General features: G+C 62.5%; 13 protein-coding genes. 7 read left to right on the forward strand and 6 right to left on the reverse strand.

From position 1 onward, the window contains the following. Positions 1–15: 15 nt before the first annotated feature. On the reverse strand, positions 16–498 hold the full coding sequence (tssE, locus tag AC56LV_RS23825; RefSeq protein ID WP_499561359.1) for a type VI secretion system baseplate subunit TssE: 483 nt from the start codon (positions 496–498) through the stop codon (positions 16–18). A gap of 196 nt (positions 499–694) precedes the next feature. Between tssE and tssK the strand changes: the two genes are divergently transcribed. Further along, positions 695–2026, forward strand: a complete 1332-nt coding sequence (tssK, locus tag AC56LV_RS23830) for a type VI secretion system baseplate subunit TssK (protein ID WP_499561361.1) — start codon at positions 695–697, stop codon at positions 2024–2026. A 15-nt stretch (positions 2027–2041) separates the two neighbouring features. On the opposite strand, the gene AC56LV_RS23835 is transcribed toward tssK, so the two are convergent. The 5 genes from AC56LV_RS23835 to AC56LV_RS23855 all read right to left on the reverse strand — a co-directional run bounded on the left by AC56LV_RS23835 (position 2042) and on the right by AC56LV_RS23855 (position 8832). Next, on the reverse strand, positions 2042–4060 hold the full coding sequence (locus AC56LV_RS23835) for an alpha/beta hydrolase family protein (protein ID WP_499561363.1): 2019 nt from the start codon (positions 4058–4060) through the stop codon (positions 2042–2044). 108 nt (positions 4061–4168) lie between these two features. After that, positions 4169–6235 (reverse strand): sodium:solute symporter family protein, encoded by a 2067-nt coding sequence (locus tag AC56LV_RS23840; RefSeq protein ID WP_499561365.1) that lies wholly within the window; start codon positions 6233–6235, stop codon positions 4169–4171. Then, positions 6232–6546, reverse strand: a complete 315-nt coding sequence (locus AC56LV_RS23845) for a DUF4212 domain-containing protein (RefSeq protein WP_499561367.1) — start codon at positions 6544–6546, stop codon at positions 6232–6234. The genes AC56LV_RS23840 and AC56LV_RS23845 overlap by 4 nt, the downstream gene beginning before the upstream one ends. After that, positions 6536–8092, reverse strand: coding sequence for a sensor histidine kinase (locus AC56LV_RS23850; RefSeq protein ID WP_499561369.1), 1557 nt, complete (start codon positions 8090–8092; stop codon positions 6536–6538). Before AC56LV_RS23850 ends, AC56LV_RS23845 begins: the two co-directional genes overlap by 11 nt. After that, entirely contained in the window at positions 8089–8832 is a 744-nt protein-coding gene (locus AC56LV_RS23855; protein ID WP_499561371.1) for a response regulator, read from the reverse strand. Before AC56LV_RS23855 ends, AC56LV_RS23850 begins: the two co-directional genes overlap by 4 nt. 220 nt (positions 8833–9052) lie before the next feature. Here AC56LV_RS23855 and recA point away from each other — a divergent pair, with 220 nt between their 5' ends. The 6 genes from recA (at position 9053) to AC56LV_RS23885 (ending at position 14610) form a co-directional block, all read left to right on the forward strand. Further along, complete coding sequence (gene recA / locus AC56LV_RS23860; protein ID WP_183556129.1) at positions 9053–10126, forward strand: recombinase RecA; 1074 nt, start codon at positions 9053–9055, stop codon at positions 10124–10126. Positions 10127–10200: 74 nt separating this feature from the next. After that, a complete protein-coding gene (gene recX, locus AC56LV_RS23865; protein ID WP_499561373.1) occupies positions 10201–10665 on the forward strand; it encodes a recombination regulator RecX in 465 nt (154 codons plus the stop codon). A 440-nt stretch (positions 10666–11105) separates the two neighbouring features. Then, positions 11106–11669, forward strand: coding sequence for a DUF2889 domain-containing protein (locus AC56LV_RS23870; RefSeq protein WP_332532788.1), 564 nt, complete (start codon positions 11106–11108; stop codon positions 11667–11669). Positions 11670–11735: 66 nt separating this feature from the next. Beyond that, a complete protein-coding gene (gene sucC, locus AC56LV_RS23875; protein WP_183556131.1) occupies positions 11736–12905 on the forward strand; it encodes an ADP-forming succinate--CoA ligase subunit beta in 1170 nt (389 codons plus the stop codon). A 19-nt stretch (positions 12906–12924) separates the two neighbouring features. Further along, a complete protein-coding gene (gene sucD, locus AC56LV_RS23880; RefSeq protein WP_332532790.1) occupies positions 12925–13806 on the forward strand; it encodes a succinate--CoA ligase subunit alpha in 882 nt (293 codons plus the stop codon). 306 nt (positions 13807–14112) lie between these two features. Then, entirely contained in the window at positions 14113–14610 is a 498-nt protein-coding gene (locus AC56LV_RS23885; RefSeq protein ID WP_499561375.1) for a pilin, read from the forward strand. The last annotated feature ends 18 nt before the right edge of the window (positions 14611–14628 follow it).

Below are 14628 nucleotides of genomic sequence, written 5' to 3' on the forward strand. Positions count from 1 at the left end.
CAGCGCTTGCGCCCTCTAGTTGGCACCTTCGATCGAATACTGCTGGAGCGAGGGACGAAATACCGCATTGAACGACATCGCCTCGGGCATCGACGCATGTTTCAGCTGCGCCGTGATCACGAATTCCACGCGGTTGATGGTGCCCCTGGCGCTCTTGGCGCCCCGCAGTGACACGAGGACCTTGTGCAGCCGGGGTTCATGGCGCTGGATGGCCAGCTGGACGGCCTTGCAGATTTCCTGCTGGTCCGTATCGCTGTTCATGCACATGCCGGCGAAGTCGATCAGGCCATAGTTCAGGATGGAGCCCGATACCGCCGGGAGCGGGCTGAACGACGCCTGGTGCACGCCGCAGCGCGTATTGAGCAACGCCTGCAGATCACGCGTGACGCTGCGCAGCGCATGCTCGACAGAGCGTGCACGGGCCTCGCGCCGGTTACCCGATGGGGGCTCACCAGTGTCGTCCAGGCGGTCGAACAGACCGGAAGTAAAGCCGCGCATCACACTCCTCTCGCCAAAGCCGGACAATACCCAAGGGAGCCATTGTCGGGTCGTGAATCTCAGCAATGTTGCGCCGCCACAAGGGAATGCACCGGTTGATCGATACGCTGCCTGGCTGCGCGAAATCAATATCGCGCCTCAGGCGCAACGCCATCCTTCCGAGAATGTGTCCAGCGAAACTTCAACGGGAGGAACCATGAGCGCAACATCGAAGGTCCTGTGGTCGGAAGGCTTGACGCTGGGGCCGCAGCACTTTCAGCGTCAGGATCTCTATCACGAAACCCGGCTCCAGCGCATCGCTTCAGCCCTCCATCCGTACTGTTGGGGGGTGTGCAAGGTGACGTGGAATGTGGACGGATTGGGACACAACCGCCTGAGCGCGAACACGATGTCGCTGATCTATCCCGACGGGGACATCGTCGAAGCGCCCGGCGCCGACCTGCTGCCCGAACCGGTGGATCTCACACGCCTGCCGCCAGAGGAAGAATCGTTCACGTTCTACGCAGCCCTCGCCCTGGTCAAGCCGCATGGGGGCAATGCCGATGACAACAGCCGTTACGTGCGCTGCGACCTGGATACCACTGACCTGTTCAGTGATGCGCTGGCGATCGAGGTGCCTTTCCTTAAAAAGCAGGTGCGGCTGTTGCTGCAGGCCGAGCCGCATGGGGCGCGTGCCAGCATCCCGGTGGTGCGGCTGCGGCGGGTAGCGGAAGGGGGCTTCGAGCTGGTGCCGGAGTTCATCCCGCCGAGCGTCACGGTGGGCGCAGCGCCAGGCCTGGTGCGCATGCTCGATGGCTTGATCAGTGTGATCACGACAAAGATCGAATCGCTCCAGCGCACGCACCGCATGACGAACAACAGTATGTACGAAGCCGGTGCGGGCGATATCTCGTCGTGGTGGATGCTCAACATCCTGAGCACGGCCAATGCGCTGCTGATGCACTGCGCCAGGTCGCCCGGGTTTCATCCCGAGGTGATGTTTCGGCAAATGCTTGCCGCCGCAGGCGGACTGATGACGTTTTCCGATCGCTACAAGACGGCCGACTTGCCCGCCTACCGCCACGAGGCGATGGGCGATGCATTCGCCGAGCTCGACGCGTTGCTGCGCGATCTGGTCGATACGGCGATCGGCACCAACTATCTCATCATTCCGTTTGTGGCCGACAAGAGCCGGCGCACGTTCTCGCAGGCGATCCTGGATCCGGCCAAGGTCACGCAACAAAGCCAGCTTTATCTGGCGATCACTGCCGATATGGCGGGCCTTGATCTGGTGGCGACGGTGCCGATCCGGCTCAAGGTCGCTGCGCCTGAGAATATGGAAAGTATCATCGGGTCAGCATTGCCAGGCATACCGATCGCGCACATGCCGCAAGTGCCCCCGGCGATCCCGGTGCGGCCCAACACCTACTATTTTTCGCTGTCCACCAAAAATCCCTTGTACGACAAGGCACTCGAGGCAGGCGTGCTGGCAGTGTATGCGCCGGACGGGATCCCCGGACTGAAAATCGATCTGGTCGTCGTGCTCTAGTGAACGACCGCGATGTCAGCGCACCGCCCCGCTACCGATATTCTTGTCGAGGAACTTCTCGACCCGCCCCCAGAAATCGATGCGGTTCTTTTCCAGCGCCCAGCCGTGGCCTTCTTCCGGGTACTCGATCCATTCCACCTGCTTGTTGGTGCGCATGACGGCGTTGCGCAGCGCGGTGCCATGGTTGATCGGCACGCGCCGGTCGACGCCGCCGTAGGCCAGCAGCAGCGGCTGGGTAATGCGCGCCGCCTGCTGCAGCGGTGACGTGGCCTTGAACTGGTCGGCATCCTTGACCGGGTCGCCGATCCGTTCCGGCAGGCTGTGCTGCTTGACTTCGCGTGACGTGTCGCTGCTGAAATGCGCGCCATTGTCGAACAGCAGGCCGATGTCGGTCACGCCGACAAAGCTGATACCGCAGCGGAACATGTCCGGGTCGTTGACGAGTCCCATCAGTGCCGAGTAGCCGCCGTAACTGGCGCCGGCGATGCAGACGCGCTTGGGGTCGACCAGCCCCTTGTCGACGGCCCAGCGCACACCGTCGGCGATGTCGTTCTGCATGGCCAGGCCCCATTGCTTGTAGCCGGCACGTTCATGCCTGGACCCGAAACCCGTGCTGCCACGAAATTCGGGTTCGAGCACGGCGTAGCCGCGCGTGGCCAGAAATTGCGAGTCGGGGGCCCAGCCCCAGGATTTGCCGCGCACCCAGGGGCCGCCATGGACCATCACCACCAGCGGCAGGCCGGTGCGCTTTGCGCCCGGCGGCAGGGTGAGCAGGGCAGGAATGTCCAGGCCATCGCGCGCCTTGTAGCGCAGGAACTGCTGGCGCCCCATCTGGGTCGGATCGATGCCCGGCTGCGCTTCGCCGACCTTGTTCAGCGACTTGGTTTTGCTGTTGTACAAGAAAAACACCGGCGCCACCACGTCCGAATAGGCGGTGACCACGAGCAGGGGTGAGTCACCCCGCGCCGGCACCGACATCAGGTTGACCGTCGTCGGGAGCAGCTTGTCGACATCCTGCTGGATTGCCTTCATGCCGGCGTCGAACCATTCATTCGATACCGCATCGGTGCGGAACTGCATGCCCAGCACCTTGTCGCGGTTGATCACCAGCTCGCCGTCGATATCGTAGCCGGGCGCCGACAGCAGCGGTTGCGGATCGAGCTTGCCGGTGTTCACATCGAACGTGTGCATGGCGGTCGTTCCGGCCTTGCCGCGCGCCGTCACGAACAGCGTGCCGGTCGGCCCGAAGGCCACCGGTTCGATCGTCGCGGCGGTTTCCTTGAATGCCGGGAAACTGGACAGTTCGCGCCACTTGCCGGTGGCCGGGTCGAGGTACTGCAGCGTCGTGGTCAGGTCCTTGTAGGTGATCGCCAGGCGCGGTTCGCCCTTGTGGTCGAGCAGCCAGCCGCGCGTGGCGCCGGGGCGCGGCACCGTCTTGTACTGGCCCGACACGGTGTTTACTTGCAGCAGGTCGACATGGCTCAGTTCATTGCGGGTGTCGCCGACTGGCGCCAGCGCGTAGGTCTCATCCGAGTCGACCCATGGGGTGTTGCCGGCCATCTGGCTCGACGGCGGCAGCAGCCGGCGCACGATGCGCGTGCCGGTGACCTTGTTGACGAGGTTGCGGCTGGCCAGTTCAATAAACCGGCCGCCGTCGAAGTCGACCGCGTACATGCCGGGCATGAAGCGCTGGTCGCCCGGACCGACGCCTTTGTCATGCGTGTCGAACACCAGGCGCCGGTCGTTGATCCAGTAAAAATTGCGGACATCGGCGTCGTTGTAATGGGCGACGATCTTCGCGCTGTTGGTGTCCAGGTCGATGACCGTCAAAAAGTCGCGCTTGCCTGGCGCGCTGGCGCGCACGGCCAGATGGCGGCCGCTGGGGGACAGCCTGGCGTCGCCGAACGGGGCGTTGCCGAAGAAGGCCGCGACGGGTGGCGCTGCTGGCGGGGTTTGTGCGAGGGTCAGTGGCGAAGCGAAGAGGACGAGCGCAGCGAAGGTGGCCCTTCCCAGCACGCGGTGAAATGCAGGCATGAAGTTTTCCGTGAAATGCTTGGTGTTGGTATGGTTCGCCTGTGTTGGCGCGGCCCAGAATAGCATTTGCTTCACCGGGAAAATCTCTTCAATTCCCACCTGTTTGTGTCATTCGGGCGCCCGGATATAGTCGACCATGCCCGCGCTGGCGCGGCTCGGGCGGGGCGTGAGCAGGCTCACCACGACCACCGTGAACAGGCCTGCCGGCACGCCGAACACGCCGGCCGCCATCGGCAGGATGCCGAACCAGGCTTCCTGCGCATTGCCGCCCAGGACCGGGCTGGCGCGCAGCATGTAGTACAGGCACACAGCAAATCCCGTGACCATGCCGGTAATGGCGCCGATGTGGTTGGCGCGCTTCCAGAACACCCCCAGCACCAGCACCGGGAACAGCGTGGAGCCGGCCAGCGAGAACGCCGCCGCCACCAGCGACAGGATGTCAGCCGGCTTTTGCGACGCCGCGTACGCCGCGATGAAGGCCACCGCCAGCAGCAGCAGCTTCGAGATCGTCACCCGCTTCTGGGTCGACGCGCCCGGTTCCACCATCTTGTAATACACATCGTGCGACAGCGCGTTGGAAATGGCCAGCAGCAGGCCGTCGGCCGTGGACAGCGCCGCCGCCAGGCCGCCGGCGGCGACCAGGCCTGAGATCACGTAAGGCAGGCCGCCGATTTCGGGCGTGGCCAGCACCAGCACGTCGGCATCGATGGCGAATTCGGCCAGCTGCACGATGCCGTCGCCATTGATGTCGGCCACGCTGATCAGGGGATTGGCCTTGTCGACATTGGCCCAGTACGAAATCCAGGTGGGCAGCGACGAGAAATCGCTGCCCACGAGCGACGTATAGATGTCGTACTTGGCCAGCACGGCCAGCGCCGGAATCGTCAGGTACACCAGCAGGATGAAGAACAGCGTCCAGAACACCGACACGCGCGTCTCGTGCACCGAGGGCGTGGTGTAGGCCCGCATCAGGATGTGGGGCAGGGCGGCGGTGCCGAACATCAGGCAGAACACCACCGCCAGAAAATTGTTGCGGCGCGCGTCGGATTCTTCCGGCGTCGCGCCGGGGAACGGCTGCGCATGCGGCTCGGGCGGGCGTGCCCGCGCCAGGTTAGCGTCACGCCGTTCGAGCCACAGCGCTCGCGCATCGTCGACCGAGTTGGGATACGTGGTCAGCGCGCGTTCGGCCTGGCGCACTTCGGTCAGTGACGCGTTGCGTGCACGGGCTGCGGCCAGCTGGCGCTGGGCATCGAGCTTGCCGGCTTCCCACGATTCGGGCAGGGCCGCCACGCGCGCCGCGTAGCCGTCGGCGCGGCGCAGGAACTCGGCGCGCACCTGGGCTTCGCGCGGGTCCTTCGCCAGTTCGGCTTCGCGCGCGGTGAGCTTGGGCAGGAGCGATCCGTACGCCACCTGCGGGATCGGATTGTCGGCGTGTTTCACCGACAGCCACATGGTCGGAATGAGAAACGCGACCAGCAGGATGATGTACTGCGCCACCTGGGTCCAGGTAATGGCGCGCATCCCGCCCAGAAACGAGCAGACCAGGATGCTGGCCAGGCCCAGGAAAATCCCGACCGAAAAATCGACACCGGTAAAGCGCGACGCGATCAGGCCGACCGCATAGATCTGCGCCACCACGTACGTGAACGAGACGAGGATGGTGGCGCTCACGGCCAGCGCCCGCACCGGGCCACCGCGCCCGCCCGCGCCGCCGCCATAGCGCGCCGCCAGAAAATCGGGCACCGTGTACTGCGCAAATTTGCGCAGGTAGGGCGCGATCAGCAGCGCGACCAGCACGAAGCCGCCGGTCCAGCCCATGATGAAGGCCAGGCCGTCGAAGCCCTGCAGATACAGGCCGCCGGCCAGGCTGATGAAGCTGGCCGCCGAGATCCAGTCGGCCGCCGTTGCCATGCCGTTGAACATGGCCGGCACGCGCCGGCCGGCGACGTAGTATTCGGTGACGTTCGAGGTGCGGCAGATCACGCCGATGATCGCGTACAGCGCGATCGTGGCGAACATGAACAGGTAGCCGATCCACAGGCGCGGCATGCCTTCCTGCTCGAGCAGGGCGAGGGCCGCCAGGAACACCGCGAAGGCGCCGGTGTATGACAGGTAGTAGCGTGAGAGCTTCTTGAAATAGCCGTGCTTCACACCAGGCGCGGGGTTCGTGCTCATGGGCGCGGCGCCAGCGCGGCGTGGTAATCGCGATCGAGCCGGCGCATGCGCCAGGCGTAGATGGCAATGATCGTCAGCGACACGAGCGCGGCGCCTTGCGCGGCCATGTAGAACGACAGCGGCCAGCCGAACACCTCGAAGCGCGCCAGCTCGCGCGCGAAGAACACGGTGCCGAAGCCCGTGACGAGCCAGACGGCCAGCAACAGCAGCGACATGCGCCGCGTGCGGTTCCAGTGGATCGCGCGGGCGTGTTCCAGGCGCGCACGCGCCATGGTGTCGGGGGTCGGTTCGGGGATGTAATCAGTCGGCATGATCGGGTTCGCCCACAGGCGGTGGGAAGGTCAGGCGAAACAGGCTGCCCGGAAAGCGCGGGGACACGCTGCGTGGATTATTGAAGATGTCGATGTCGGCGCCGTGCTGCTGCACGATTTCGCGCACGATCGCCAGCCCCAGGCCGCTGCCCTGGGTATTGCTGCCCAGGATGCGGTAGAAGCGTTCGAACACGTGCAGGCGTTCGGCCGGCGCGATGCCGGGGCCGGTGTCTTCGACTTCGAGCAGCGCGTGCTCGCCGCTGCTGCGCACGCGCACCGTCACGCTGCCGCCGGCAGGCGTATAGCGCAGCGCATTGTCGATCAGGTTCGACAGCATCTCGCGCAGCATCAGGGGCTGGCCGGCGATCATCACCCGCTCGTCGTCATTGGCGGGCGGCTCGAAACCCAGGTCGATCTGATGGGCGAACGACGCCTGCACCCAGTCCTGCACGGTCTCGCGCGCCACTGCGGCCAGGTCGATCTCGTCGAACGCCAGGCCCGCCTGCGGCTGGTTCTCGGCGCGCGCCAGGGCCAGCAACTGGTTGATCAGGCGCGTGGCCGATTCGGAGCTCTTGGCCAGCTGCTCGAGCGAGCGGTGGATCTCGGCCGGATCGACTTCGCGCAGGGCCAGTTCGGACTGCATGCGCATGCCGGCCAGCGGCGTCTTCATCTGGTGGGCGGCGTCGGCGATGAAGCGTTTCTGCATCTCCACCGTCTTGCCCAGGCGCTCGAGCATGTCGTTGAACGAGCCCACCAGCGGCGAGATTTCTTCGGGCACCTGGCGCGGATCGATCGGCGACAGATCGTCCTGCGGCCGCGCGCGGATGCGCTGCTGCAGCTCGGCCAGCGGACTCAGGCCGCGCGAGAGCGCGAACCAGACCAGCGCCAGGATCACCGGCAGGATGATGAACTGGGGCAGGATCACGCCCTTGATGATTTCATTGGCCAGGTGCGCGCGCTTGTCGAGCGTCTCGGCCACCTGCACCAGTGCCAGCGGCGGCGTCGTCGGCGAGGCCGTCCGTTCGTGCAGCGGATCGAGATTCACATACGCGTAGGCCACGCGGATCGGCGTGCCGTGAATGGTGTCGTTGCGAAATTCGACGGTGCCGCTGCGGGCCGGTTCGCCGGCGCGGTTGGCGCGTGGACGCGGCAGGTCGCGGTCGCCGTCCAGGTGTTCGCCAGCCGGCCCGGCCAGCAGGTAATACACGCTGTCGACGTCGTCCGCGCGCAGGATGTCGCGTCCGGCCGTGCGCAGCTGGCCGACCGTCTTGCCGTCCACGGTGCGGATCTGCTGGCCCAGCACCGTGACCCGGTCTTCGAGCGCGTCGTCGAACGGCTGATTGGCGATCGATTTCGCCACCAGATAGGTGATCGCAATGCTCATCGGCCACAGCAGCAGCAGCGGCGCGAGCATCCAGTCGAGGATTTCCCCGAACAGCGAGTGACGGATGTTTTCGTCCGGCTCGGGGTTGGGTGGAACGTAGAGCGGCTCGAACTGCTGCTGCGGCTGCTGATGCGCGGGCTCGGGCGTGAAGCCGGCGTTCACTTGTCGGCGGCGGCAGTGGCGGGGATGCGGGCGTCGTTCGCGGCGGCAGCGGCTGCAGCGGCCGCGCTGGCCTCGGAGAATTTCTCGAGGCAATAGCCCAGGCCGCGCACGGTGGCGATACGCACGCCGCCGACCTCGATCTTCTTGCGCAGGCGGTGCACGTAGACCTCGATGGCGTTGTTGGAAACTTCTTCGCCCCATTCGCACAGGTGGTCGACCAGTTGCTCCTTGGAGACGAGGCGTCCGGTGCGCGCCAGCAGCACTTCGAGCAGGCCCAGCTCGCGCGCCGACAGGTCGAGCATCTGGTCGTTGATGTAGGCGCTGCGGCCGACCTGGTCATAGACCAACGGGCCGTGGCGCACGACGGCCGCGCCCCCGCCGGCGCCGCGGCGGGTCAGCGCCCGCACCCGCGCTTCGAGCTCGGACAGCGCAAACGGCTTGGCCATGTAGTCGTCGGCGCCCAGATCGAGACCCTCGACGCGCTGCTCGACGGAATCGGCCGCAGTCAGGATCAATACAGGCAGCAGCGAAGCGCGCGCGCGCAGGCGGCGCAGCACTTCCAGCCCGGACATCTTCGGCAGGCCCAGGTCGAGAATGAGCAGATCGAACTCCTGCGTGGACAGGGCGGTATCGGCATCCTGGCCGTTCTTGACACAATCGATGGCATAGCCGGACTGGCGCAGGGAGCGCGTCAGGCCATCGGCAAGTACGCTATCATCTTCGGCAAGCAGAATTCGCATGGGCACCTCTTATTGACGTTGTCGCTTGTTCATCGAACACGCGTGATCGAACCGGTTCTCATTGTGTTGGATTTACCGCCACAATGCGAGTCCCGAGCGATTGTTGGTAAGATAACCACGTCTTTTTGCTTGCAAAAACCACTGGATTTTTATACAGTACTGGCTCTTGAAGTGCGCGTGACCGCCCACACCTTGCCTACTCCACGACAGAAAGTACACCATGGACGACAAAAAAACCGCATTGAACGCCGCTGATAAGGGCAAGGCGCTGGCTGCCGCCCTGGCGCAGATTGAAAAGCAGTTCGGCAAGGGCTCGGTGATGCGCATGGATGCGAACACGCCGGTCGAAGAAGTACAAACGGTCTCCACCGGCTCGCTGGGCCTGGACATCGCGCTGGGCGTCGGCGGCCTGCCGCGCGGCCGTATCGTCGAGATCTACGGTCCTGAATCGTCGGGTAAAACCACCCTGACGCTGCAGACCATCGCCCAGATGCAAAAACTGGGTGGCACCTGCGCGTTCATCGACGCCGAGCACGCACTCGACGTCACCTACGCGCAAAAGCTGGGTATCAACCTGAGCGAACTGCTGATTTCGCAGCCGGATACCGGCGAGCAGGCGCTTGAAATCACCGACGCGCTGGTGCGCTCGGGCAGTGTCGACCTGGTCGTCATCGACTCGGTCGCGGCCCTGACGCCACGCGCCGAAATCGAAGGCGACATGGGTGACTCGTTGCCCGGCCTGCAGGCGCGTCTGATGTCGCAAGCGCTGCGCAAGCTCACTGGCTCGATCAACCGCACCAACACGCTGGTCATCTTCATCAACCAGATCCGCATGAAGATCGGTGTCATGTTCGGCAGCCCCGAGACCACCACCGGTGGTAACGCGCTGAAGTTCTACGCATCGGTGCGCCTGGACATCCGTCGTACCGGCTCGATCAAGTCGGGCGACGAAGTGATCGGTAACGAAACCAAGGTCAAGGTCGTCAAGAACAAGATCGCCCCGCCATTTAAAGAAGCGCACTTCGACATTCTTTATGGAGAAGGCACGTCCCGTGAAGGCGAAATTCTGGATCTCGGCGCAGATAACAAAATCGTCGAGAAGTCGGGCTCGTGGTACAGCTACAACGGCGAGCGTATTGGTCAGGGTAAAGACAACGCGCGTCAGTTCCTGCGTGACCGTCCAGCCCTGGCGCGCGAGATCGAAAACAAGGTCCGTACCGCCTTGGGTGTGCGCGAACTGCCGCCGACGATCGGTGGCGACGACAAGCCGAAGCTGCAGGCGGTTGGTGAATAATCAGCCGGCGCAGGGCGCGGTGGCAGCAGCTTGCCACCGGCGCCTGGCGCCATGCTGATGGGCTGACGTTACCCATGCGAGCACCCGTACTGAGTCTCAAGGGCCGCGCGCTGCGCTATCTGTCCCAGCGCGAGCACAGCCGCTTCGAACTGCGCCGCAAGCTGTCCAAGTATGCGGAAGAGGGGGATGACGTCGATGCCCTGCTCGATTTTCTTGAAAAAAATAACTGGTTGTCGCAGGAGCGCTTTGCCGAATCCCTGGTCAACCGTAAAGCGAGCCGTTATGGCGACAGTCGCGTGATGGCCGAATTGAAAAATCATGGTTTAACAAGCGACGCCCTGGTCGAGATCAAGGCCGGGCTGTCCGACAGCGAGACCGCGCGTGCGGTCGAAGTCTGGCAACGCAAATTTGGCACGGTCGCCGAGGATGCCGCGGCGCGCGCCAAGCAGATGCGATTCCTGCTGCAGCGGGGTTTTTCCCAGCGCGCGGCGCGTGCGGCGATGCAGGGCGCGCCCGATGACGATGAGTTTCCCGACTAATTAACGTTCTCGTAATCGCTTGCAGTCAAGAAGTTCGACTCCAGGCTGCCCCAGGCGCCAGCGTGGAGCGTCATCCCCGATATGCCAAGGCATATTCCTCAACGGGCGATGGCGCTGCACGCTGGCGCTTTCTTACGTCTGCAGCATTCACAACGAAAATCCATATCTCTCATTCACAGCATGAATGGTAGCCCCTGGAGGCTGTCCTTCATGCGCATACCATATGCGTCAAACACGCCGTCAAGCGCCTGCCAAGTGCCGGCATCTCCGTCGACGTTGGCCGTGATGTCCCCTTTTAGCGATGCGCCGGGCGGGACGCTGTGATAAACTTTACGGGTTTAAGCAGCGCCGCATGAGCGGTTGTTGCCGCAGAAGCTGCGGTGACGTGCACTAGCACACCGGCTGCATCACTAACCGCCGTCTCGACGGCACTGGTATTTATGCCTTTGTCTCTTCCCGTATCGCGCTCGCTCCGGCATACGCGCGCCATCACAGTCGATGCCTATGCGCGCGACGATGGCATGTGGGATCTTGATGCCAGCATCCGCGATGTGAAAACGCGTACTGTTGAACTTGCTTCCGGCGAACGGCCCGGCGGCACGCCAGTGCACGACCTGAAGCTGCGCGTCACGATCGACCGCGACCTGAACATCGTTGATGCCGAAGCCGCATCCGATGCCGTCCCGTATCCGGGCTTTTGCGATACCATCGGCCCTGCCTACAAGAAGTTGATCGGGCTCTCGCTCGTGAACCATTTCCGGTTGCATCTGAAAGACCGCCTGTCTGGCGTGCTCGGTTGCACCCATCTGACCGAACTGGCCCAGGTGCTGCCCACTGCAGCGCTACAAGCCTTTGCTGACGACACCGTCGATGCCCCAGGCGGGCAAGGCGTCACGTCATCCGACCGTCCATTTGAGCTCGACCGTTGCCATGCCCTGCGCAGCGACGGCCCCGCCGTGGCCAAATATTACCCGCGCTGGTCCATCAAGGCCGTGGCGGGTTAAGTCGTCGTTTGTTTTTTCTGTAGTTCAACCGTTTCTAATTCAGTAATAGATAGAAGGGAAGCCAGCATGAAGATCCATGAGTATCAGGGCAAAGAAATCCTCCGAAAATTCGGGGTGACCGTTCCGCGCGGCATTCCGTGCATGTCGGTCGAAGAGGCTGTCAAAGCTGCTGAAGAACTGGGTGGTCCGGTCTGGGTCGTCAAGGCACAGATCCACGCTGGTGGCCGTGGCAAGGGCGGCGGTGTCAAGGTCGCCAAATCGCTCGAGCAGGTCAAGGAATACGCTGACCAGATCATGGGCATGCAGCTGATCACGCACCAGACCAGCCCGGAAGGCCAGAAAGTCCGTCGCCTGATGGTCGAAGAGGGCGCCGACATCAAACAAGAACTGTATGTCTCGCTCGTCACCGACCGCGTCAGCCAGAAAGTCGTGCTGATGGCCTCGTCGGAAGGCGGCATGGACATCGAAGAAGTCGCGCACAGCAACCCGGAAAAAATCCACAACGTCATCATCGACCCAAAAGTCGGCCTGACCGATGAGCAGGCTGATGACGTCGCCGCCAAGATCGGTGTGCCAGCCGGCTCGATCGCCGACGCACGCGCGAACCTGCAGGGCCTGTACAAAGCCTACTGGGAAACCGATGCATCGCTGGCCGAAATCAACCCGCTGATCGTCACCGGCAGCGGCAAGATCATCGCTCTGGACGCCAAATTCAACTTCGACGCGAACGCCCTGTATCGCCGTCCTGAAATCGTCGCTTACCGCGATCTGGACGAAGAAGATCCAGCTGAAGTCGAAGCATCGAAATTCGACCTGGCCTACATCTCGCTCGACGGCAACATCGGCTGCCTGGTGAACGGCGCCGGCCTGGCCATGGCCACCATGGACACCATCAAGCTGTTCGGCGGCGAGCCAGCCAACTTCCTCGACGTCGGCGGTGGCGCCACGGCTGAGAAAGTGACCGAAGCGTTCAAGATCATGCTGAAGAACCCTGACCTGAAAGCCATCCTGGTCAACATCTTCGGCGGCATCATGCGTTGCGACGTCATCGCCGAAGGCGTGATCGCTGCATCGAAAGCCGTTTCGCTGCAAGTGCCGCTGGTCGTGCGCATGAAGGGCACCAACGAAGACCTGGGCAAGAAGATGCTGGCCGAATCGGGCCTGCCAATCATCGCCGCAGACACGATGGAAGACGCAGCCAAGTCGGTCGTCGCCGCTGCTGCCGGTCAAGCCTAATTGCTAAGGAAATAAAAAAATGTCGATTCTGATCAACAAAGATACCAAAGTAGTCACCCAGGGCATCACCGGCAAGACCGGTCAGTTCCACACCCGCATGTGCCGCGAGTACGCAAACGGCAAGGAAGCATTCGTTGCTGGCGTGAACCCGAAGAAAGCCGGCGAAGATTTCGAAGGCATCCCGATTTTCGCCACCGTTGCTGAAGCGAAAAAAGAAACCGGCGCCAACGTGTCGGTCATCTACGTCCCACCAGCAGGCGCAGCCGCTGCAATCTGGGAAGCCGTCGAAGCCGAGCTGGACCTGGCAATTTGCATCACCGAAGGCATTCCAGTCCGTGACATGATGGAAATCAAGGACCGTATGGCCAAAGCAGGTTCGAAGACCCTGCTGCTGGGCCCTAACTGCCCAGGCCTGATCACCCCTGACGAAATCAAGATCGGCATCATGCCAGGTCACATCCACCGCAAGGGCCGCATCGGCGTCGTCTCGCGTTCGGGTACCCTGACGTATGAAGCAGTTGCACAGCTGACCGCACTGGGCCTGGGCCAGTCGTCGGCAGTCGGCATCGGTGGTGACCCGATCAACGGTCTGAAGCACATCGACGTCATGCAGATGTTCAACGACGATCCTGATACCGACGCGGTCATCATGATCGGCGAAATCGGTGGTCCTGACGAAGCCAACGCGGCTTACTGGATCAAGGACAACATGAAGAAGCCAGTCGTCGGCTTCATCGCTGGCGTCACCGCGCCACCAGGCAAGCGCATGGGCCACGCCGGCGCGCTGATCTCGGGCGGTGCGGATACCGCGCAAGCCAAGCTGGAAATCATGGAAGCCTGCGGCATCACCGTCACCAAGAACCCGTCGGAAATGGCGCGTCTGCTGAAGGCCATGCTGTAATTCTGCCGATCTATTGATCGAAAGATAAGACGGGGAGCGTGAGCTCCCCGTTTTCTATTTGGTGCGCCGCTTTTTGTTGATACAGATCGCACGTGACAAAAATTGCCGCACGGCACTGACAAAAATTGTCATTCAGGGTGCCGTTTTTTGTGCTGAGACAGGGTTTTGTTGACTGCGGATTAATAAAATCGAGCGTTTTCCGTCATTTTTGGGCTGGCACAGCGCTTGCATATAAGAAAGCGTAGCAGTGAGCAGCACAAGATACGTAGGTCCACTTTTTTGAAATACTCACCCTGGAGATTTAAAATGAACTTCAAGCAAATGCCAAGCAAAAAAGCCGAAGGCGGCTTCACCCTGATCGAATTGATGATCGTCGTTGCGATTATCGGTATTCTGGCTGCAGTGGCAATTCCGCAGTACAGCAACTACACCATCAAGGCGAAGATCGCATCGGTGCTGTCGTCGGTCGCTTCGATCAAGACCGCTGTCGGTGTGTGCGCACAAGAAAACGGCGGCGCCTTGACTAATTGCAATGGGGGTGACAACGGCATTCCAGAGACCTTCACCACCAAAGAAATCGCGAGCGTCGCTGTCGATGAAGGCGAGATCTTGATCACTCTGGCTAGTGGTATCGGTACTGATGTCACTGGCACCATCACGATGAAGCCATCGACGGATGCCGAAGCCGCTAACTTGGTTTGGACCAACGAAACCACCGTCGCCAACGAAGTCGCTGCAGAAGCAATCACCAAAAACAATCCAACTGCTGCTACCACTACCCCTACTCCTCCAGCAGGCGGTTAATATCTTCAAGTAGCGCAG

The sequence above is a fragment of the Telluria sp. RB2R28 genome (genome assembly GCF_059685835.1).